The 20,710-nt window shown below is 58.5% G+C and carries 18 protein-coding genes; 10 read left to right on the top strand and 8 right to left on the bottom strand.

The window, feature by feature from the left end; genetic code table 11:
* The first annotated feature begins 317 nt into the window (after nt 1–317).
* Nucleotides 318–1,169 carry a formyltetrahydrofolate deformylase gene (gene purU, locus DW49_RS0109450; RefSeq protein ID WP_003363851.1) on the top strand — a complete coding sequence of 284 codons (852 nt, stop codon included), beginning with the start codon at nt 318–320 and terminating at the stop codon, nt 1,167–1,169.
* 78 nt (nt 1,170–1,247) lie between these two features.
* Nucleotides 1,248–1,457 carry a hypothetical protein gene (locus tag DW49_RS0109445; protein ID WP_005620207.1) on the top strand — a complete coding sequence of 70 codons (210 nt, stop codon included), beginning with the start codon at nt 1,248–1,250 and terminating at the stop codon, nt 1,455–1,457.
* 51 nt (nt 1,458–1,508) lie between these two features.
* Here DW49_RS0109445 and DW49_RS0109440 read toward each other — a convergent pair whose 3' ends face one another.
* Both DW49_RS0109440 and DW49_RS0109435 read right to left on the bottom strand, forming a co-directional pair.
* The gene (locus tag DW49_RS0109440; RefSeq protein WP_005620206.1) at nt 1,509–2,981 is read right to left on the bottom strand and encodes an inorganic phosphate transporter; all 1,473 of its coding nucleotides are present in this window, start codon (nt 2,979–2,981) and stop codon (nt 1,509–1,511) included.
* A 205-nt stretch (nt 2,982–3,186) separates the two neighbouring features.
* Entirely contained in the window at nt 3,187–3,384 is a 198-nt protein-coding gene (locus tag DW49_RS0109435) for a hypothetical protein (protein WP_003381628.1), read from the bottom strand.
* 857 nt (nt 3,385–4,241) lie between these two features.
* Here DW49_RS0109435 and pcaR point away from each other — a divergent pair.
* The 5 genes from pcaR (at nt 4,242) to DW49_RS0109405 (ending at nt 9,525) form a co-directional block, all read left to right on the top strand.
* Nucleotides 4,242–5,084, top strand: a complete 843-nt coding sequence (pcaR, locus tag DW49_RS0109430) for a pca regulon transcriptional regulator PcaR (protein WP_005620205.1) — start codon at nt 4,242–4,244, stop codon at nt 5,082–5,084.
* Nucleotides 5,085–5,241: 157 nt separating this feature from the next.
* Entirely contained in the window at nt 5,242–6,099 is an 858-nt protein-coding gene (locus tag DW49_RS0109420) for a CoA transferase subunit A (RefSeq protein WP_024419763.1), read from the top strand.
* On the top strand, nt 6,096–6,878 hold the full coding sequence (locus DW49_RS0109415; protein WP_170870100.1) for a CoA-transferase subunit beta: 783 nt from the start codon (nt 6,096–6,098) through the stop codon (nt 6,876–6,878). The genes DW49_RS0109420 and DW49_RS0109415 overlap by 4 nt, the downstream gene beginning before the upstream one ends.
* A complete protein-coding gene (pcaF, locus tag DW49_RS0109410) occupies nt 6,875–8,077 on the top strand; it encodes a 3-oxoadipyl-CoA thiolase (protein WP_005620202.1) in 1,203 nt (400 codons plus the stop codon). Before DW49_RS0109415 ends, pcaF begins: the two co-directional genes overlap by 4 nt.
* A gap of 146 nt (nt 8,078–8,223) precedes the next feature.
* Nucleotides 8,224–9,525 carry an MFS family transporter gene (locus DW49_RS0109405; RefSeq protein ID WP_005620200.1) on the top strand — a complete coding sequence of 434 codons (1,302 nt, stop codon included), beginning with the start codon at nt 8,224–8,226 and terminating at the stop codon, nt 9,523–9,525.
* 76 nt (nt 9,526–9,601) lie between these two features.
* Here DW49_RS0109405 and DW49_RS0109400 read toward each other — a convergent pair whose 3' ends face one another.
* Genes DW49_RS0109400 through DW49_RS0109390 form a run of 3 tightly spaced genes read right to left on the bottom strand, consistent with a single transcriptional unit; the run spans nt 9,602 to nt 15,357 of the window.
* On the bottom strand, nt 9,602–11,062 hold the full coding sequence (locus DW49_RS0109400) for an AdeC/AdeK/OprM family multidrug efflux complex outer membrane factor (protein ID WP_005620198.1): 1,461 nt from the start codon (nt 11,060–11,062) through the stop codon (nt 9,602–9,604).
* Complete coding sequence (locus DW49_RS0109395) at nt 11,059–14,193, bottom strand: efflux RND transporter permease subunit (protein WP_005620197.1); 3,135 nt, start codon at nt 14,191–14,193, stop codon at nt 11,059–11,061. The genes DW49_RS0109400 and DW49_RS0109395 overlap by 4 nt, the downstream gene beginning before the upstream one ends.
* A gap of 3 nt (nt 14,194–14,196) precedes the next feature.
* Nucleotides 14,197–15,357: an efflux RND transporter periplasmic adaptor subunit gene (locus tag DW49_RS0109390; RefSeq protein ID WP_005620194.1), complete on the bottom strand. Its 1,161-nt coding sequence runs from the start codon at nt 15,355–15,357 to the stop codon at nt 14,197–14,199.
* Between the two features lie 254 nt (nt 15,358–15,611).
* On the opposite strand from DW49_RS0109390, the gene pmeR reads away from it, so the two are divergent.
* Complete coding sequence (gene pmeR, locus DW49_RS0109385) at nt 15,612–16,283, top strand: auxin-lysine conjugate-binding transcriptional regulator PmeR (protein ID WP_005620191.1); 672 nt, start codon at nt 15,612–15,614, stop codon at nt 16,281–16,283.
* A gap of 462 nt (nt 16,284–16,745) precedes the next feature.
* A complete protein-coding gene (locus DW49_RS0109380; protein WP_024419766.1) occupies nt 16,746–17,879 on the top strand; it encodes a DUF3396 domain-containing protein in 1,134 nt (377 codons plus the stop codon).
* A gap of 13 nt (nt 17,880–17,892) precedes the next feature.
* On the opposite strand, the gene DW49_RS0109375 is transcribed toward DW49_RS0109380, so the two are convergent.
* Together DW49_RS0109375 and DW49_RS1000000133070 are read right to left on the bottom strand one after the other, a co-directional pair.
* Nucleotides 17,893–19,389 carry an MDR family MFS transporter gene (locus DW49_RS0109375; RefSeq protein ID WP_005620187.1) on the bottom strand — a complete coding sequence of 499 codons (1,497 nt, stop codon included), beginning with the start codon at nt 19,387–19,389 and terminating at the stop codon, nt 17,893–17,895.
* A gap of 127 nt (nt 19,390–19,516) precedes the next feature.
* Nucleotides 19,517–19,687, bottom strand: coding sequence for a hypothetical protein (locus tag DW49_RS1000000133070; protein WP_005768700.1), 171 nt, complete (start codon nt 19,685–19,687; stop codon nt 19,517–19,519).
* A 149-nt stretch (nt 19,688–19,836) separates the two neighbouring features.
* On the opposite strand from DW49_RS1000000133070, the gene DW49_RS0109365 reads away from it, so the two are divergent.
* Complete coding sequence (locus tag DW49_RS0109365; protein WP_003381648.1) at nt 19,837–20,076, top strand: hypothetical protein; 240 nt, start codon at nt 19,837–19,839, stop codon at nt 20,074–20,076.
* On the opposite strand, the gene DW49_RS0109360 is transcribed toward DW49_RS0109365, so the two are convergent.
* Entirely contained in the window at nt 20,077–20,700 is a 624-nt protein-coding gene (locus tag DW49_RS0109360) for a flavin reductase family protein (RefSeq protein WP_005739483.1), read from the bottom strand. It lies immediately after the preceding gene.
* Nucleotides 20,701–20,710 lie beyond the last annotated feature (10 nt).

Genomic DNA, 20,710 nt, shown 5'->3' with positions numbered 1-20,710 from the left:
TTTTCGAAATAAGTTACCCATAACCTGCAAGCTAAGCTATTGATAAGATTTGAATTTTCCGTTAGTTGGTGGCTGATTTTTTCGAAAACAGTACACTAGGAACGCACCGTACCTCCTTCAAAAGAACCGCGCTATAAAGCCCTCCTTATTAGAGGTTTTGTTTAGCCTCGTGCGCGGTAAAAGCCGGTACTGGCACGGTGCAATCTTTTGCTTGGGCGGCGTGCTTTTCGACCTGCGCATTCAGGCAACACAGATACTGCAGTTTTGCTCCGCAGCCGCTAGAATAGCGGCTTTGCGAAGTTCTGGAGTTTCCCTAAATGCGCACTTTTCGTCTGGTGATTGCTTGCCCGGACCGTGTAGGCATCGTTGCCAAAGTCAGTAACTTTCTGGCGTCCCATAACGGCTGGATCACCGAAGCGAGTCATCATTCGGACAATCTCAGCGGCTGGTTTTTCATGCGTCACGAGATTCGTGCCGACACCCTGCCTTTTGACCTGGACGGGTTTCGTGAGGCCTTTACGCCGATTGCCGAAGAGTTCTCGATGGACTGGCGCATTACCGATTCGGCGCAGAAGAAGCGCGTCGTGCTGATGGCCAGCCGCGAATCGCATTGTCTGGCGGACCTGCTGCACCGCTGGCACAGCGACGAACTCGACTGCGATATCGCCTGTGTGATTTCAAACCATCAGGACCTGCGCAGCATGGTCGAGTGGCATGACATCCCTTACTACCACGTGCCGGTGGACCCTAAAGACAAGGAACCGGCGTTTGCCGAAGTGTCGCGTCTGGTCGGGCACCATCAGGCGGATGTTGTGGTTCTGGCGCGTTACATGCAGATTCTGCCGCCGCAGCTGTGCCGTGAATACGCCCATCAGGTGATCAACATCCACCACAGCTTCCTGCCCTCGTTTGTTGGCGCCAAGCCTTACCATCAGGCTTCGCTGCGCGGGGTCAAGCTGATCGGTGCGACCTGTCACTATGTCACCGAAGAACTCGATGCCGGGCCGATCATCGAACAGGATGTGGTCCGCGTCAGCCATCGCGACAGCATCGAAAACATGGTGCGCTTCGGCCGCGACGTGGAAAAGATGGTGTTGGCTCGCGGTCTGCGTGCGCACCTGGAAGACCGTGTTCTGGTACACGACAACAAGACAGTCGTCTTCGACTGATCTATCGTTTCGGGGGCGCACCCTCTGCGCCCCCGACGCATGACGTCGGCAATGGTGCAACCCTCAAGGTGAACGCCCGTGACCGATCCTCTCGATAAAGCCACGTCCACGGCCCCTGCCACACTGGGCGAAGGCTGTCTCAGCCGCTATGACCCCGCTGCCCTGACTCCGGAAAACGGTGCCGATTTCGACGGTGCGGCGGCATTGTGGCGCGAGTTGCAGCAATCAGAAGAGGCAAAAGAGGGGGGGCTGGCAAAGTGGTCACTGAGGGGCGCAAGTAATCAGTGATTCAAGCCCTTCAAGGCGGTGCGACGTGCGCACCGCCAGAAGGGCCATGAATCAGGACAGCGCTTTGGACGCCAGCCAGAACAGGGCGGCAGACAAGGCGACTGTCGCTGGCAGGGTCAGTACCCAGGCCAGCAGGATGGTGCGAACGGTTCCGCCTTGCAGGCCGCTCTTGTTGGCGACCATGGTTCCCGCAACACCCGACGAGAGAATGTGGGTGGTGGAAACCGGCAGGCTGAATACGTTGGCCAGGCCGATGGCGCAGGCGGTGGTGATCTGCGCCGACATGCCTTGTGCGTAGGTCATGCCTTGCTTGCCGATCTTCTCGCCGATGGTCAGGACTACGCGCTTCCAGCCGACCATGGTGCCGATGCCCAGTGCCAGTGCGACCGCCAGAATTACCCAGAACGGGGCGTATTCGGTGGTGGTGGTAAGGTCCTTGCGCAGTTTGTCCAGATCGGATTTTTCACGCGCCGAGAGGTCTGGAAGTTTGCCGACCTTGCGTGCGGTATCGTCCAGGCACAACAGGTAGCGACGTACTTCGATGCGGCTTTCAGGTGCCAGCGAGTGGTAATCGGACACACCCTTCAGGCGATCGAGCAAGGCGTCGATGGTCGGTTCGGTCTGTTTCGGGTTGCACGCAGAGCTGGACGGCAGGTCGCCTTTTTCAGCTTTGCCCATCGCCAGATACTCGCCCAGCGTACTGCTGTTGCGCTGATAGAACTGGCTCAGATGCTGGGTTGCATCACGGGTGCGTTCGATCTGATAGGTCGTGCTGGTGAGGTCGAGCACAAACTGGCTGGGCACGATGCCGATCAGTACCAGCATGATCAGGCCGATGCCTTTCTGGCCGTCGTTGGAGCCATGCACGAAGCTGACTGCCATGGCGGAGATGACCAGCACCAGACGATTCCAGAACGGCGGATGCTTTTTGTCATCCAGCTTGCGGCGCTGGTCTGGCGTCTTGTGCATCTTCGACAGCGGACGCCACCATTTCAGCGCCAGCAGGACCAGACCGGCAACGATAAAGCCGGCCAGTGGCGAGAACACCAGCGAGGCGCCGATATCGATCGCTTTCTGCCAGTTGACGCCATCGGCCAGAGGAATGCCGTTGATCAGCGCATTGGCCAGTCCCACACCGAGAATCGAGCCGATCAGGGTGTGTGAACTGGACGCCGGAATACCGAAGTACCAGGTCCCGAGGTTCCAGGTAATGGCCGCCGCCAGCAGCGAAAACACCATGGCCAGGCCGTGTCCGGTGTTGACGTTGATCAGCAGTTCGACCGGCAGCAGATGGACAATGGCATAGGCTACGCCCACACCGCCCAGCAACACGCCGAGGAAGTTGAATACACCAGAGAAGAATACTGCCAGATGAGGCGGCATGGCTTTGGTGTAAATGACTGTCGCCACCGCGTTGGCGGTGTCATGAAAGCCGTTGATGAACTCGAAGGTGAGGACGAACGCCAGGGCGAGCAGCAGGCTCACAAGCACCCAGGCATCAAGCCCGCTGAATAAATCGATCATGTAGGTTTTCTGACCGGGTCTGAAGGGGGCGCGATTATGACAGAAAAAATACCGAACGACTTGTCGTCACTGCGAGGTGTCGCCTCAAACCAAAAAAAAGACGCATGAGCGCCGCCCCGTTGAATACTCAATGAGGCAGTGAGGCATGTAATTACGGACGCTGGAAGGCTGAGATGAACAGTCAGGGATCATGCGACCCTCGATGTCATGGCTCTTCTTTCAGACCTTCTTCCATTTTTTGCAGTTCTTGCTTGAACGCCTGATCCAGCAGGCTGGCTCTCTTGCGCCAAGGCTTGCGTTCCGGTTCTGGCTGCGCGGCATAGGTGGTGATTTCTCCGCCGTAGACATCCTTGAAACGTTGCTCCTGGCGCTCAAGTTCCGCGCGCAGTTCATCTTTAGTCACTGTATTACCTGATCAAGTCAAAAGGGGTCTGGTGATTACGCAGAACAAGGCAAGTATGTTCGCTCCAGCCTGTAACCCATTACAGGCGGTGGCCTGTCCGGGCATTGCCCGAAAGGTGGCTGGACATCTTGTTGTTGCTTGCGGCTACGTGCACCAGAGAAACAGTTGTCGTAGCGACAGTCATTTGATTCCAAGCGCCGGGGCTTGCGTTGGCGGGCTTTCTGGCCATCGCGCTGGATCGTGCACCGTGACGGCGCGTCGACAGGGTAGTCGAAACAGATCATTCGTGCACAGACCAATCGTTACGAGGGTATTGCCAACCAACTGATGGATACTATCTCCAAGAAGTTCTGTTACGTCAACAACAGAGGTTGAATGAGTTCACGTGTCTGGTTTTTTTGTACGAATGTTCCGAAGTTTCAGTGGGGCATGTATATGACAGAACTTTTATAAACAAAATTTTCACAAACGGCGACAAACCGACGGCGATGAAATTCAAAAAAGTCTTATACCCGGGAGGGCTGGCGTTTTTTGCTGGGTGTCTGGAAGAGGATCGAGCAGAGGTTGCGGCATTCAGGCTGCGAGCGTAGGCAATAATAAAGCCGCGTGCGCAATAAAAACGGCCTTGCTTGGTAAGCAAGACCGCTGCCTTGGACTTCTCAGTGGGTACCTGACCAGTAATTTCCAAGAAGTCACTTCATGGCAAAGCTAAAGGTATAAGTATATTTACAGCGGGTCAATTGCGATTATCGGCCACCTGTTCGATAATCGCACAAGTGCAGGGTGGTCCGACCACCCCGATAGATCCGAAACCTGCGGCCTGCAAGGCCTGAGCGGGTGTTACCGAGGGTGTGGCCATGAACGATGAACTGCGTAATTCTTTTGCCTCATTGGCACCGCCCATCGTGGCGTCGCCCGCCAAGCGCATTCAGGCGCTGACCGGTGACCCTGATTTCATGACATCGCTGGCGCGTGGGCTTGCGGTAATTCATGCCTTTCAGGAGCGCAAGCGGCACCTGACCATCGCGCAAATCAGCCACCGCACGGAAATCCCCAGGGCGGCGGTGCGTCGTTGTTTGCATACGCTGATCAAGCTCGGTTATGCGACCACTGATGGCCGCACTTATTCGTTGTTGCCCAAGGTTCTGACCCTGGGCCATGCGTATCTTTCGTCAACGCCGTTGGCGACTTCTTCGCAGCCTTATCTGGACCGCATGAGTGATCACCTGCACGAGGCCTGCAACATGGCCACGCTGGAAGGTAACGACATTCTTTATATAGCTCGTTCGGCAACGACTCAGCGATTGATCTCGGTCGACCTTTCCGTCGGTGGACGTTTGCCAGCCTACTGCACGTCGATGGGGCGAATCCTGTTGGCCGCGCTGGATGATGTTTCGTTGCAGGAATACCTGGATCACGTCGATCTGCAGCCCAAGACCAGCCGGACCATTCGCACCCCCGAGGCGCTGCTTGAATGCTTGCAACTGGTTCGTCAACAGGGCTGGTGTATTGTTGATCAGGAACTGGAGCAGGGGCTGCGCTCTATTGCCGTACCGGTCTATGATGCGTCGGGTCAGGTGTTGGCGGCGCTTAATGTCAGTACCAGCGCCGGGCGGGTGGCACGCAGCGAGCTGGAACAGCGCTTTTTGCCGATCATGCTTGATGCCAGTCGCGACCTGAGTACCCAGCTGTTCACGTGACCGATCAAGCGCGGCTAACACCGTTAATTTGTTCGATTATCGAACGCTTAGTCGATTATCGGATTGTTTGCTGGCTTGCTCAGGCATAACCTCGTTTTCATTCCAGCGCAGGTCTTCGCGCTGATCAATGAACGTGATGTTGGGTTCGGAGCACCACATGGCAGACATTCTTTCTCTACGCGATGCAGTGAAGCAACTGGTCAACGACGACGACACCGTTGCGCTGGAAGGCTTCACTCACCTGATCCCGACGGCTGCGGGCCACGAAATCATCCGTCAGGGCAAAAAAGACCTGACCCTTGTGCGCATGACGCCCGACCTTATCTACGACCAGTTGATCGGTGCCGGTTGTGCGAAGCGTCTGATTTTCTCGTGGGGCGGCAACCCAGGTGTTGGTTCTCTGCACCGGCTGCGCGATGCCGTTGAAAAACAGTGGCCGCGGGCAATGGAAATCGAAGAGCACAGCCATGCCGACCTCGCCAACGCCTACGTAGCGGGTGCCTCGGGCCTGCCGTTCGCTGTATTGCGCGCGTACGCCGGCTCCGACCTGCCCAAGGTCAACCCACTGATCAAGACCGTCACCTGCCCGTTCACCGGGGAAGTGCTGGCCGCCGTGCCATCGGTACGCCCGGACGTGACCGTAATTCACGCACAGAAAGCCGACCGCAAGGGCAATGTGTTGCTGTGGGGCATTCTCGGTGCGCAGAAAGAAGCTGCGCTGGCGGCCAAACGCTGCATCGTGACCGTCGAAGAAATCGTCGATGACCTCAAGGCACCGATGAACTCCTGCGTGCTGCCGACCTGGGCGCTCAGCGCGGTGTGTCTGGTGCCCGGTGGCGCGCATCCTTCTTATGCGCATGGCTATTACGAGCGCGACAACCCGTTTTATCAGGCCTGGGACCCGATTGCCCGAGACCGGGAAACGTTTACGGCGTGGATTGACGAGTACATCCACGGCACTGCGGATTTCAGTGAATTCAAGAGCAAGCTGGCTCGCGCTTCGGAGGCCAAATAATGACTTACTCCACCAGTGAGATGATGACTGTCGCCGCTGCCCGTCGTCTGCGTAACGGTTCAGTGTGTTTTGTAGGGATCGGCCTGCCCTCCAAGGCGGCGAACCTGGCGCGCCTGACGTCGTCGCCCGATGTGGTGCTGATCTACGAGTCTGGCCCGATTGGTGCCAAACCTACTGTGTTGCCGCTGTCGATTGGTGATGGCGAGCTGGCGGAAACCGCTGACACCGTGGTGTCCACCAGCGAAATCTTTCGTTACTGGCTGCAGGGCGGCCGGGTCGATGTCGGCTTTCTCGGTGCTGCGCAGGTGGACCGCTTCGGCAACATCAACACCACCGTGGTCGGCGACTATCACAACCCCAAAGTTCGTTTGCCAGGTGCCGGTGGGGCGCCGGAGATTGCCGGTTCGGCCAAGTCGGTGCTGATCATTCTCAAGCAGTCGGCGCGCTCGTTCGTCAACAAGCTGGACTTCATCACCTCGGTCGGTCACGGCGAAGGCGGCGACTCACGCAAGCGGCTGGGCCTACCCGGCGCGGGCCCGGTCGGCATCATTACCGACCTGTGCATCATGGAGCCGGAAGCGGACACCCACGAGTTTGTCGTGACCACCCTGCACCCCGGCGTGACCCGCGAGCAGGTGATCGCGGCCACCGGTTGGGAAATCCGTTTTGCCGAAAATGTTGTGGTCTCCGCAGAGCCCACTGACGTGGAGCTGACCGCGCTGCGTGATCTGGAAGCCCGCACGGCTGCCGCACATGGCCAGGTTGCAGGAGAAGCATGATGCGTGACGTCTTTATTTGCGACGCGATTCGTACTCCTATTGGCCGTTTCGGCGGCGGGTTGTCCTCGGTGCGGGCCGACGATCTGGCCGCCGTGCCGATCAAGGCACTGATGGAGCGCAACCCCTCGGTGAATTGGGAAGAGATCGACGAGGTGTTCTTCGGCTGCGCCAACCAGGCCGGTGAAGACAACCGCAATGTGGCGCGCATGGCGGCCTTGCTGGCGGGCCTGCCGACCAGCGTGCCGGGCGTCACCCTCAACCGTTTGTGCGCGTCGGGCATGGACGCCATCGGCACGGCGTTCCGGGCCATCGCCTCGGGCGAAATGGAGCTGGCGATTGCTGGCGGCGTCGAGTCGATGTCCCGTGCGCCGTTCGTCATGGGCAAGGCCGATGCAGCGTTTTCGCGCAACATGAAGCTGGAAGACACCACCATCGGCTGGCGTTTCATCAACCCGGCCATGAAAGCGCTGTACGGCGTGGACTCCATGCCTGAGACCGGCGACAACGTTGCCACTGACTTCAAGATTTCTCGAGCCGATCAGGACGCTTTCGCCCTGCGCAGCCAGCAACGCACCGCCGTTGCCCAGGCTGCGGGCTTTTTCGAGGAAGAGATTGTGCCGGTGCGGGTTGCCCATAAAAAAGGCGAAACCCTTGTCGACAAGGATGAGCATCCGCGTGGCGACACCAGCCTGGAAACCCTGAGCAAACTCAAGCCGGTCAACGGCCCGGACCAGACCGTCACGGCGGGCAACGCATCCGGGGTCAACGACGGGGCGGCGGCACTGATTCTGGCGTCGGCCGAGGCCGTCAAAAAGCACGGCCTGACGCCTCGCGCGCGGGTGCTCGGCATGGCCAGCGCGGCGGTCGAGCCTCGGGTGATGGGCATTGGCCCGGTGCCCGCGGTGCGCAAGCTGGTCGAGCGGTTGGGCCTGGCGGTCGCCGATTTCGACGTTATCGAGCTCAACGAGGCCTTCGCCAGCCAAGGCCTGGCGGTCTTGCGTGAGCTGGGCCTGGCGGACGACGCCGCGCAGGTCAACCCCAATGGTGGTGCGATTGCACTGGGGCATCCGCTGGGCATGAGCGGTGCACGACTTGTACTGACGGCCTTGCACCACCTGGAAAAAACCGGCGGGCGCAGAGGCCTGGCGACCATGTGCGTGGGTGTCGGTCAGGGCCTGGCGCTAGCCATAGAGCGTTAAACCCTTCTGTTTCAACCCTGTTGTTCAGCAACCCGGTTCATCTATTTGCCTCCACGAAAAGGCATGCCGATGGACCGGGTTGTTGTGCTTGGTCGAAGAGGATGTTACAGCTTGTTTCTTATGGACAGTTTTGCTTGGGGAAAATAATGACGACAACATCAAAAGCACCGCATTACACCGGCGAGGAGCGAAGCAAAAGAATCTTCGCGATCGTCGGGGCGTCATCGGGGAATCTCGTTGAATGGTTCGACTTCTATATCTACGCATTTTGCGCGATCTATTTTGCACCGGCGTTCTTTCCTTCCGATGACCCGACCGTCCAGTTGCTCAACACCGCAGGCGTGTTTGCTGCTGGCTTTCTGATGCGCCCGATTGGTGGCTGGCTGTTTGGCCGGGTAGCCGACAAACATGGCCGCAAGAACTCCATGCTGATTTCGGTCACCATGATGTGCGCAGGCTCGCTGATCATCGCTTGCCTGCCGACCTACGCATCGATTGGTGCCTGGGCACCGGCCTTGCTGCTCATGGCGCGCCTGCTCCAGGGGTTGTCGGTGGGTGGCGAGTACGGCACCACCGCGACTTACATGAGTGAAGTAGCGTTGCGCGGGCAGCGCGGCTTTTATGCCTCGTTCCAGTACGTGACCCTGATCGGAGGCCAGTTGCTGGCCGTATTGACTGTGGTCATCCTGCAGCAGTTTCTCACTACTGAAGAGCTGCGTGACTACGGCTGGCGTATCCCGTTCGTGATCGGCGCGGCTGCAGCAGTCATTGCCTTGCTGTTGCGCCGCACGCTCAACGAAACCACCACCGCCGAAAGCCGTCAGGACAAGGACGCAGGCAGCATTGCCGCGCTGTTCAAGAATCACGCAGCGGCTTTCATCACGGTGCTGGGTTACACCGCCGGCGGCTCGCTGATTTTCTACACGTTCACGACGTACATGCAGAAGTACCTGGTCAACACCGGCGGCATGGAGGCCAAAACCGCCAGTTACATCATGACTGGCGCGCTGTTCCTGTACATGTGCATGCAGCCGTTTTTCGGCATGCTCGCGGACCGTATCGGTCGTCGTAATTCGATGCTGTTGTTCGGTGCGCTTGGCACGCTGTGCACGGTGCCGATCCTGATGACCCTGAAAACCACGACCAACCCGTTCATTGCGTTCGCACTGATTACCCTGGCGTTGGCGATTGTCAGCTTCTACACCTCGATCAGCGGGCTGGTCAAAGCCGAGATGTTTCCGCCACAGGTGCGGGCATTGGGTGTCGGTCTGGCGTATGCGGTGGCCAACGCAATGTTCGGCGGTTCAGCCGAATTCGTTGCCTTGAAACTCAAAAGCGCCGGGATGGAAAACAGCTTCTACTGGTACGTGACCGCGATGATGGCGGTGGCGTTTCTGTTCAGTCTGCGGCTGCCGAAAGAGCCCAAGTATCTGCATCAGGATCATTGATCGCAGGTTTATTCCAGGCGTAAAAAAACCCATCAAACGATGGGTTTTTTTTTACGCTGCAATCAGAACACTGCCTCTAGAACAGTTGCACCGAAGGTTTCTCTTTGGAGATGGTTTCGGTCTGCCCGGTCCTTTCGTACCAGCCGCCGCCGAGGGCCTTGTACAGGTTGACCTCGCTGGTCAGCTGCGACAGGCGATCGGTGATCAGCGTTTGTTGCGCGCTGAACAACGAGCGCTGGGCGTCGAGGAAGGTCAGGTTGCTGTCGATGCCGATGCGATAGCGACGCTCTGCCAAACGATAGTAGTCCTGGTTGGCGGTGACAAAGTCACGTTGCGCCTGGAGCTGCTCGTCGTAGGTCTTGCGTGAAGCCAGGCCGTCGGACACTTCCTGGAAGGCGGTCTGAATCGACTTCTCGTAGTTGGCGACGCTGATTTCCTTCTGGATTTTCGAGTAATCCAGGCTGGCGCGCAGGTTGCCGGCGTTGAAGATCGGGATGTTGATGCTCGGCTGGAACAGCCAGGTTCCCGAACCCCCTTTGAACAGACCGGACAACTCGGTGCTGCTGGTGCCGGCACTGGCCGTCAGGCTGATGCTTGGGAAGAACGCTGCGCGTGCTGCGCCGATGTTGGCATTGGCGGCCTTGAGCGAGTGCTCGGCTTGCAGAATGTCCGGACGGAGTTGCAGCAGATCGGACGGCAGGCCTGCCGGCATTTCGGTCAGCATGTCGGAGTCGAGCAGATGGCTGGCCGGCAGGTTGTCAGGCAAGCCTGTGCCCAGCAGCAGCACCAGGCTGTTTTGATCCTGAGCGACCAGGCGCTGGTACTGGGCCAGTCGGGCGCGAGCGCTTTCGACAGCGGTGCGCGACTGGCTGAGGTCGAGTGCCGAAGAAACACCGACTTCGTTGCTGCGCGAGGTCAGGCGGAAGCTTTCTTCGTAGGTCTTGAGGGTGTCCTGCGTCAGCTTGAGCAGCTCCTTGTCGGCCTGCCAGGTCATGTAGGCATTGGCGACGTTGGCAACCAGACTGATCTGCGTACTGCGGCGCGCTTCTTCGCTGGAGAAATAGGTTTCCAGCGCCTGTTCGCTGAGGCTGCGCACCCGACCAAACAGGTCCAGCTCGTAGGCACTGACGCCCAGCGTTGCCGAATAGCTGCTGCTGATCGCCGATTGGCCGGTCTGCGTCTGGTCGGCAGGCACGCGCTGACGTGAGCCGCTGCCGGTGGCCGAGACCGCCGGGAACAGGTCTGAACGCTGGATGCGGTACTGCGCACGGTAAGCGTCGATGTTCAGCGCCGCAACCCGCAGGTCACGGTTATTGAGCAGCGCGGTCTCGATCAGCTGTTGCAGCGCCGGGTCATTGAAGAAATGACGCCAGCCTTGCTCCGCAGCGGCCATTTTGGCCCCTTCGACCGGCGAGTAGGCCGGGCCTTGCGGGTATTGTGCGGCGACCGGTGCTTCCGGCTGCTTGTACTCAGGGATCAAAGAGCAGCCGCCGAGTATGAACGCGGTAACTGCAAGAGAGATCAATGACTTGCTCATTGGCCAGCCTCATCGTGTGAAATATGTTTCTGCTTGCTCTTGAAGAGCCCTGAAATCGATACGAAGAACAGTGGCACCCAGAAGATCGCCAGGACAACGGCTGTGATCATACCGCCAATTACGCCCGTACCGATCGAATGCTGACTGCCCGAACCTGCGCCCGAGGAAATCGCCAGCGGCACAACGCCGAGGATAAACGCCATGGACGTCATGATGATCGGGCGCAGGCGCATGCGACAGGCTTCGATCGCAGCATCGGTCAGGCTCTTGCCCTGTTCGTGCAGCTCTTTGGCGAACTCGACGATCAGGATGGCGTTCTTCGCCGCCAACCCGACTGTGACCAGCAACCCGACCTGGAAGAACACGTCGTTCGACAGTCCGCGCAGGCTGGTTGCCATCAGTGCACCGATAACCCCCAGCGGTACCACGAGAATGACCGCGATCGGAATCGACCAGCTTTCATACAGCGCCGCCAGACACAGGAACACGACCAGCAACGACAGTGCGTAAAGGGCAGGGGCCTGGGAGCCGGACAAGCGTTCCTCGTAGGACAGACCGGTCCAGGAAATGCCGATACCTTGCGGCAGTTTCTTGGCCAGCGCTTCAACTTCGGCCATTGCATCGCCGCTGCTGTAGCCCGGTGCCGGCGTACCGAGGATTTCCTCTGCCGCCACGCCGTTGTAGCGCGACAGTTTTGGCGAACCGTAGGTCCACTTGCCGCTGGCGAAGGCCGAGAACGGCACCATTTCGCCCGCGCTGTTGCGCACGTACCATTTTTTCAGGTCTTCAGGCGTCATGCGGGCACCTGCATCACCTTGGATGTACACCTTCTTCACACGGCCACGGTCGATGAAGTCATTGACGTAGCTGCCACCCAACGCAATGGACAGGGTGTTGTTGATGTCCGACAGAGTAATGCCCAACGCACTGGCGCGTTCGTCGTCGATGATCAACTGGTACTGCGGCTCGTCGTTCAGCCCGTTCGGACGCACACCGGCGAGAATCTTGCTCTGCGCGGCCATGCCAAGGAACTGGTTACGCGCTTCCATCAGTTTTTCGTGACCGACACCGCCCTGATCCTGCAGGTAGACGTCGAAGCCTGTTGCGTTACCCAGCTCCAGTACCGACGGCGGCACGATGGCGAACACCATTGCATCGCGCAGGCTGAAGAAATAGCCCTGAGCGCGCGCTGCCAGTTTGAAGACGCTGTTTTCGGCGTCACGTTCTTCCCACGGCTTGAGCATGACAAATGCAATCGCCGAGCTTTGACCGCGACCCGCAAAGTTGAAGCCGTTCACCGAGAACACCGACTTCACTGCACCGCTTTCCTTGGTCAGCAGGTATTCACGCATGTTGTCGATGACTTCTTGCGTACGCTCGGTCGAGGAGCCGGCCGGTGTCTGGATCTGGGCGAAGATAACGCCCTGATCTTCGTCCGGAAGGAACGCTGCGGGAATGCGCATGAACATGAAGACCGTGCCAGCAACGATCACGATATAGCCCAGGTACGACAGCCACTTGTGCTTGAGCATGTTGCCGACGCCGCGTTCGTAACTCACAACGCTGCGGTCGAAGGTACGGTTGAACCAGCCGAAGAAACCACGCTTGGGCTGGCCGTGGGTTTTCTCGTCGATGGGCTTGAGCATGGTGGCGCACAGCGCCGGGGTGAAGATCAGCGCGACCACTACTGACAGGGCCATGGCCGAGACGATGGTGATCGAGAACTGCTTGTAGATCACACCGGTCGAGCCGCCGAAGAACGCCATTGGCAGCAGAACGGCCGACAGCACCAGCGCAATACCGACCAGTGCGCCCTGGATCTGCGTCATGGATTTGATGGTTGCGTCACGCGGAGAAAGCTTTTCTTCCTCCATCACCCGCTCGACGTTTTCCACCACCACAATCGCATCGTCCACCAGCAAGCCGATGGCCAGTACCATGCCGAACATGGTCAGGGTGTTGATGGTGAAACCGAAGCCTGCGAGGATGCCGAAGGTGCCCAACAGTACGACCGGAACCGTCAGCGTGGTGATCACGGTGGCGCGGAAGTTTTGCAGGAACAGGTACATCACCAGGAACACCAGCACGATGGCTTCAATCAGCGTGTGAACTACACCTTTGATCGATTCGCTCACCACAGGCGTGGTGTCGTACGGGTAAACCACTTTCATGCCCGGCGGGAAAAACGGCTCCAGCGACGAAACGGTCGCGCGGATGGCCTTGGCGGTGTCCAGCGCATTAGCGCCGGTGGCCAGCTTGATCGCCAGGCCCGAGGCCGGTTTGCCGTCGAACTGCGAGTCGGTGCTGTAGTTTTCTGCGCCCAGACCAACGGTGGCGACGTCTTTCAGGCGAACCTGTGAGCCGTCGGTGTTGACCTTGATGAAGATATTGCCGAACTGTTCAGCCGTCTGCAGACGCGTCTTGCCGATGATTGTAGCGTTTAGTTGCTGGCCGCTGATCGAGGGCAGGCCACCCAACTGACCGGACGACACCTGAACGTTCTGCGCAGTAATCGCGGTTTTCACATCCACTGGCGTCAGCTGGAAGTTGTTCAGCTTGGCCGGGTCCAGCCAGATACGCATGGCGTACTGGGAGCCGAACACCTGGAAGTCGCCCACACCGGAGGTCCGGGAAATCGGGTCCTGCAGGTTCGACACGATGTAGTTGGCCAGGTCTTCCTTGCCCATGCTGCCGTCTTCAGACACCAGGCCGATAACCATCAGGAAGTTCTTCACCGCCTTGGTCACGCGAATACCCTGTTGCTGCACTTCCTGTGGCAGAAGCGGGGTCGCCAGGTTGAGCTTGTTCTGCACCTGCACCTGCGCCGTATCCGGGTTAGTGCCCTGATTGAACGTCGCGGTAATGGTCATGCTGCCGTCGGAGTTACTTTCCGAACTCACATAACGCAGGTTGTCGATGCCGTTGAGCTGCTGCTCGATGACTTGCACCACGGTGTCCTGCACGGTCTGTGCAGAAGCGCCCGGGTAGGTCACCTGAATCGCAATGGCGGGTGGCGCGATACTTGGGTACTGGTTGATCGGCAGGCTGGAAATAGACAGCGCACCGACCAGCATGATCACGAGGGCAATAACCCAGGCAAAAATGGGCCGATCAATAAAAAATTTCGACATGGGTTACTCCCCTTTGCTGCCTGCGGGTTTTTCAGTGGCCGGGGCAGGTGCCGGGTTTGCTCCTTTGACGTTGGTCGCTTCGGCAGCTTTCACTTCTGCGCCTGGTTTGACGTATTGCAGACCTTCGGTGATCACGCGATCGCCTTCTTTCAGGCCGTCCTCGATCAGCCAGTCGCTGCCCACGGTGCGGTTGGCGACCAGTGTGCGCAATTCAACCTTGTTGTCCTGATTGACAATCATGGCGGTCGGCGTGCCTTTCAGGTCGCGGGTCACGCCCTGTTGCGGTGCCAGAATGGCTTTTGCATTGACGCCTGCCTGCAATTGCGCGTGAACGAACATGCCTGGCAGCAAGCGGTGTTCAGGGTTCGGGAAGACTGCGCGCAGGGTGACGGAGCCGGTGGTCTGGTCAACCGACACTTCGGAGAATTCCAGTTTGCCTTCCTGAGCGTAAACGCTGTTGTCTTCCAGGGTCAGCTTGACCTTGGCGGCGTTGTCGCCTGACTTCTGCAGTTTGCCGCTGTCCAGGTCATTGCGCAGCTTGAGCATATCTGCGGAAGACTGGACCACGTCCACGTAGATCGGATCAAGCTGCTGAATGGTTGCCATTGCGTCTGCCTGGGCGCTGCTGACCAGCGCACCTTCGGTCACCGCAGAGCGACCTATGCGGCCGGAAATCGGCGCCAGCACCTTGGTGAAGCGCAGGTTGATCTGCGAAGTCTGCAGCGCTGCCTGTGCTTCCTGAGTCGATGCCAGGGCGGTGTCGTACTCCTGACGACTCACCGCCTGCTCGTTGACCAGTTGCTTGTAGCGATCAGACATCGACTTGGCGGACTGCAGGGTTGCCTTGGCACTGTTGGCGTTGGCTTCATAGATAGCCGGGTCGATCTGATACAGCTGCTGACCGGCCTTGACGTCGCCACCTTCGGTGAACAGACGCTTGAGAATGATGCCGTTGACCTGAGGGCGGACCTCGGCCACACGGAAAGCGGTCGTCCTGCCCGGAAGCTCGGTGGTCAGGGTATAGGGCTGTGCTTTGAGGGTAACGACGCCTACCTGAGGGGTTTGCGCAGGCGGGGCCGCCTGTTCCTTCTTGCTACAGCCACTGAGCAGGGTTGCCAGGGCGACGGCAGTGACCAGAACGGTAACAGCTGGCTTGAATTGCATGAAGATCCTCGGGGCAGGAGCCTGTTTTCTCAACAGTACGTTGAAGTGTTAAAAAATATTTCGGCTAGATAAGTAGCATGCTAAGGAATATACTTACATTCGCGGTTGTTTGTAAACACCCGCTTTGCGCATTCGGCCACTATTTAAGGTGCTGAATGCCAGTTTAGGACAAGGCGAGACAAATGCCGCCCGGTCATACCTCATGGCATGCATCAGATGCACGCCTGAGGTGAATCTTTTGAGGTCTTATTGCCATGGTTCGTCGCACCAAAGAGGAAGCTCAGATCACCCGCAGCCAGATTCTGGAGGCCGCCGAGCAGGCTTTTTATGAGCGAGGCGTCGCCCGCACCACGCTGGCTGACATTGCGACCCTTGCCGGTGTGACCCGTGGCGCCATCTATTGGCACTTCAATAACAAGGCTGATCTGGTCCAGGCGATGCTCGACAGCCTTCAGGAACCGCTCGACGAAATGGCCCAGGCCAGTGAGAGCGAAGACGAAGAAGACCCGCTGGGTTGCATGAGGAACCTGTTGATTCATTTGTTTCATGAGCTCGCACTGAACCCGAAAACCCGTCGCATCAACGAAATCCTGTTTCATAAGTGCGAGTTTACTGACGAGATGTGTGATTTTCGTCGTCAGCGCCAGGACAACGCCATTCAGTGTCACGACCGTATCACCCTTGGGCTGAACAATGCCGTGCGCCAAGGCCAGTTGCCACAGGAGCTGGACACCGGCCGGGCTGCGGTTACACTGTTTTCCTACGTCAACGGCATCATTTATCAATGGCTGTTGGTCCCCGACAGCTTTTCGTTGTTGGCCGAGGCCGAGCAACTGGCCGATGTGTGCCTGGACATGCTGCGCTTCAGCCCCACCTTACGGGTAAAAAACAGCCCGGAACTGAACGTCGAACGTGAAAGGTTATAGCGCCTGCCGGTTCTGTTGGGTAGTCACCTCTTCGTATAGAGCCTAACTCCAATTCGTGCTGCTTATACAGCGGGTTTACCGATCGTTTACCCGTCAGCCCTGAATATGTCCGCCAAGTACGACTAATTGGCCTGCGAACTTACAAAAATTTGTAGGACGCAGGTAGGACATTTCCTGATACATGTAGCTGATTTCCCAAAGTAATTTCCGACTATTGCCCTGTGGGAAAACTCCCTTCACTCTGCGCGTCCTGAAAGACCAGAAGAGAGGAAGGTTGCATGCTTTTGCCGAATCTTGCGCCTATGTGCCCCGAAATCAACGTCAGCTCCGTTGATGTCCACTCGCGTGGACAGGGCCGTGGCTATCCCACCCGCACACAGCTGTCGGATGTGATCGAAACATGCCAAGGGCATGCAGACATGAGCGCAAGCGCGGTTCACGCAATCGACGGGAGGACTGCTCATGTTGGACACCGGAACTGACACCGTGAGGCTATTGGCCCGACTCACGCAGCAATCTGAACGAATGGGTGTGGATTCCGCCCTGGGGATGCCGGTCATTCGGCTGGGGTTGATTACCACGCTGTATTTTCGCAATGGTCACACTCCGGAGATGAAGCGCCGGGTCGAGGCGTGCTTTTCGCGTTTTTACGAGGCATTCAAAACCAGGCTCAAGTGGCAGCTGTTCAAGCGCATGCGGCGCTTGAGCGGGTCCGGTTTTGCGTCCACCCGGCGTCAGGTTGTCGAAAGCCCGCCCGACGAGCAGTTCACTTGGTCGATCGCCAGCGCGACGCAGGCTGAAGTCGCCCTGTACAGCCTGTTTGTGATGAACACCTCGCAAGGGCAGGCCGACAATGACCGCTCGTGCCTGAAAATGGTCTTGCCCTGGTCTTACCTGACCGAACCAGACGGGCTGAAAAACTATGAGGCCTGGATCAGGTACCTGAGCAGCGAAGTGCAGGCCGAACACGGTTTTGGCGGGCTGGCCTGTGTGCTGCCCTGCGATGGTCACCAGTATTTACCGTGGGAATATCGGCTGGCTCAGGATCATATGGGGTTGATGGTCGATCCCAATCCGCATATAGAAAGCCTGCGACTGTTGGACCGTATCAAGGGTGTCAGCTGGTACACGGTGCTGGGTGAGTCATTTGTCAGGCAGTTGGGGGGAAGTGACCGATTGCGTGGTCAAATGAGCCCGCACCGCGACATCGTTTTTCACAGCTACAGCAATGGTTTGTTGATTCGTGCGGGCGCGGTGCCTGAATTGGGCGGCAGAGGCCTGCCGCCGCCACAGCCTTATGTCACAGTCAACAGAGTCATCAAGCCGATCCGCCTGCAGGACACCGGCAACCTGCACCCTTATCTCGGGTCAGGGAACAGCTTTACCGACGAGACCACTGCGCGGTGGTATGCGCGCTTTGATGAAAAACCGGTGCCCCCGGTTGATGCCGGGCAAGCGTGCCCTCGATCAGGTTGCTGGTTCAGCAGCGCACAGTACGGCTCCCGGCGACATTTCGACGAAGGCGAACTCATGCCTGCGTTTGCTCATGTAAAGAGCAAGAAAACCCAGTGGTTCTGGGCTGAGGTGTCTTCTTGAAGAACCAGCGCGGCTAGTCTCGGCCTCGTAGCAGTGTATTGGGCATTGCCGCAGCCGCAGCAAGGCCCAGCAACGAGATGGCCGCGCTGGTTATCAGCAGGTTTCTGAAGGTCGATGCCAGTTCGATACGCAGGGTTTCCAGTGCCGGTCCGGTGGCGGCATTGAGGCTGTCCAGCAGCACATTGCCGGAGCTGCCTTCGCCGCCAAGGGCTCCCGCACCGAGCTGACCGACTCCGGCATGCTGCAACATGGCCAGTAACAGTGCCGACATCAGCGCCACGCCCATTGCGCCGCCCAGTGAGCGGAACAGGTTGGTCGTGCTGGTGGCCACGCCCATGTCCCGGGGCTGGACGGCGTTCTGGGTGCCGACCAGTGAAGTAGGGAATTGCATGCCGGTCGCGATGCCCGTCAGGATCATGAACAGGCTCATCACCACCAGCGACTGGGGCGGGGTGAAAGCCATGCCCAGAATGGCAACGGGCATCAGCAGTGCGCCGGTCAGGATCAGCGGTTTGTAGCGTCCGGTCTGCGCGGTGCGTCGCCCGGCAAAATAAGCGCCCATCGGCATGCCGATAGCCAGCGGAAGCAGGTGCAGCGCGGCGCTGTCCGCACCGCCACCGGTGACGGTCTGGTAACGCAGCGGCATCAGCACAATCAGCGAAATAGCTTGAAAACTGGTGAAGAACACGGTGCACCAGCAAAGAACAGCGCTTTTGTTGGCAAACAAATGCATGGGCAATAATGGTTCGGGGGCGCGGCGTTCGTACCAGACGAAAACTGCCAGCGCCACCAGGGCAGTGCCCAGTAACAGTTGAACGTCACGGTCTCCCAGGTCGTGTCCCTGGCCTATTTCGGTGATCCCCAGCAACAGGGCGGTCAGGCCGATGATCATCAGCACCGTCCCGAGGTAATCGATAATCGGTTTGCGCTGTGGAACCGGCAGGCCGACGAGGGTCCTGTAAGCGACGATCAGGGCGGCAGCTCCCAATGGCAGATTGATCAAAAACACCCAGCGCCAGGACAGGTATTCAGTCATCAGGCCGCCCAGCACCGGGCCTGCGACGCTGGCAACGGCGTACATGCTGCTGAAATAGCCCTGATAACGGCCCCGTTCACGAGGCGGAACGATATCGGCAATGATCGCCTGGCTCACCGACACCATGCCGCCCGCACCGATGCCTTGAAGCACGCGTGCCAGCACCAGTTGCTCCATGCTTTGCGCCATGCCGCAGAACAGCGAGGCGAGGGTGAACAGCCCCAGCCCGAACAGCATCAGTTTGCGCCGCCCGTAAAGATCGCCCAGCTTGCCGTAGATCGGCACAGCCACGGTCAGCGAAACCATGTAAGCGGAAATGACCCAGGCCAGCAGGTCGATATCCTTGAATTGAGCGGAAATGGCCGGCATCGAGACGGCGACGATGGTCTGATCCAGCGCGCTGAGCAGTACCGCCATCATCAGCGCGAACAAAATGCTGCGAATGGCCGGAGGCGTTTGAGTAAGACTGGTCAAGGCAAAACCTGATGGCAATGATGACCCGCCTCAAGTGTGGCGGGAGAGTCTGGCCAGTCTAATCCGATAGCTTGCTAATCGATAGCTGCCTTTGCTGAACGACCCTGCATTTCACGTGACGCGAGTGTCATCGCAAGATGCTGAACGTTGCATCGGTCGGCACGCAATGGCCGAACGTGCAACTGGCGACCTGCGGCGCCTGCCGTGCCATTTCATTGCGGTAGGCCCCGGTGGCGTACACCGCCATGACGGCGAGAGTACCGATTACAAGCATGCATTTTCTTGTTTTTACTTTCATGACGCACTCCTTACCTTGGCTACAGAGCAGTTTGAAAGAACTGACTTGAGTGTAGAACAAGGTCGGGCTTTGCGTCGGTTATCATCGGCGCATATAGCGCGACGGACGCGCTAGAATTCGCGCTTTGATTGAATGGCAGGGTTGGACAAATGGCACGCAAGGAATACAACGGGTTTGAAGTGGTCTCGGCGGTAATGCCCTCCGAGCAGGGTTACAACGCGGCGATTGCCATCAAGGCGCTGGGCGCAGGTGGCGCGCCGCGTTTTCACGCGCTGCTGCCCGATCAGAAGTTCAAGACTGCCGATGATGCCGACCTGGCCGCTGTGCAGGAGCTGCAACGGCTGACCGGCATTGATGCCGAGGGCGAACCGGTCTGGGCCGATTCCTGATCAGGCGCCTGGCCGGAACATCTTGAACAGCGCTTCCGGCCCGAGCTGGAAGTAGTCCGCAGGGCCGCCGCCACGCAGGATCGGCTCTGCGGCCGCCGTATCATAGACGCCGTCCTTGAGCAGTGACTTCTCGATATGCACCGCCACCACTTCGCCCAGAATCAACCAACTGGGCACGAGTTCCTTGTCAGCACGCTGCAACTGAATGATCTGCGTGACCTTGCACTCGAACGACACCGGCGTCTCAAGTACGCGCGGCACCGACACGATCTGTGATTTCAGGGGTGTCAGATTCGCCAGCTCGAATTCGCTGACGTCGGGTGAGACCGGCGCGCAGCTCTGATTCATTGCCTCGGCCAGCGAGCGAGTCGCCAGGTTCCAGACGAACTCGCCCGTCTGTTCGATGTTGTTGAGGCTGTCCTTGCGACCGACACTGCAGAAACCGATGATCGGTGGCACGTAATTGAACGCATTGAAAAAACTGTAGGGTGCCAGGTTCAGCTTGCCGTTGGCATCCTGAGAGGAAATCCAGCCAATCGGGCGTGGACCTACGATCGCGTTGAACGGGTCATGTGGCAAGCCGTGACCTTTGGAGGGCTCGTAGGAGTGAATAGCGTCAGACATGCTCGATTCC

The sequence above is a fragment of the Pseudomonas avellanae BPIC 631 genome (assembly GCF_000444135.1).
GTDB classification, from domain to species: domain Bacteria; phylum Pseudomonadota; class Gammaproteobacteria; order Pseudomonadales; family Pseudomonadaceae; genus Aquipseudomonas; species Aquipseudomonas avellanae.
The sequence above is the reverse complement of the archived record's forward strand: the minus strand, read 5'-3'. Positions and strand labels throughout refer to the sequence as shown.

Bases quoted from the DNA above. Each gene is read 5' to 3' on its own strand.
- purU (WP_003363851.1), top strand. From the start codon at position 318: ATGCGCACTTTTCGTCTGGTGATTGCTTGCCCGGACCGTGTAGGCATC.
- DW49_RS0109440 (WP_005620206.1), bottom strand. From the start codon at position 2,981: ATGATCGATTTATTCAGCGGGCTTGATGCCTGGGTGCTTGTGAGCCTG.
- pcaR (WP_005620205.1), top strand. From the start codon at position 4,242: ATGAACGATGAACTGCGTAATTCTTTTGCCTCATTGGCACCGCCCATC.
- DW49_RS0109420 (WP_024419763.1), top strand. From the start codon at position 5,242: ATGGCAGACATTCTTTCTCTACGCGATGCAGTGAAGCAACTGGTCAAC.
- pcaF (WP_005620202.1), top strand. From the start codon at position 6,875: ATGATGCGTGACGTCTTTATTTGCGACGCGATTCGTACTCCTATTGGC.
- DW49_RS0109405 (WP_005620200.1), top strand. From the start codon at position 8,224: ATGACGACAACATCAAAAGCACCGCATTACACCGGCGAGGAGCGAAGC.
- DW49_RS0109400 (WP_005620198.1), bottom strand. From the start codon at position 11,062: ATGAGCAAGTCATTGATCTCTCTTGCAGTTACCGCGTTCATACTCGGC.
- DW49_RS0109395 (WP_005620197.1), bottom strand. From the start codon at position 14,193: ATGTCGAAATTTTTTATTGATCGGCCCATTTTTGCCTGGGTTATTGCC.
- DW49_RS0109390 (WP_005620194.1), bottom strand. From the start codon at position 15,357: ATGCAATTCAAGCCAGCTGTTACCGTTCTGGTCACTGCCGTCGCCCTG.
- pmeR (WP_005620191.1), top strand. From the start codon at position 15,612: ATGGTTCGTCGCACCAAAGAGGAAGCTCAGATCACCCGCAGCCAGATT.
- DW49_RS0109380 (WP_024419766.1), top strand. From the start codon at position 16,746: ATGTTGGACACCGGAACTGACACCGTGAGGCTATTGGCCCGACTCACG.
- DW49_RS1000000133070 (WP_005768700.1), bottom strand. From the start codon at position 19,687: ATGAAAGTAAAAACAAGAAAATGCATGCTTGTAATCGGTACTCTCGCC.
- DW49_RS0109365 (WP_003381648.1), top strand. From the start codon at position 19,837: ATGGCACGCAAGGAATACAACGGGTTTGAAGTGGTCTCGGCGGTAATG.
- DW49_RS0109360 (WP_005739483.1), bottom strand. From the start codon at position 20,700: ATGTCTGACGCTATTCACTCCTACGAGCCCTCCAAAGGTCACGGCTTG.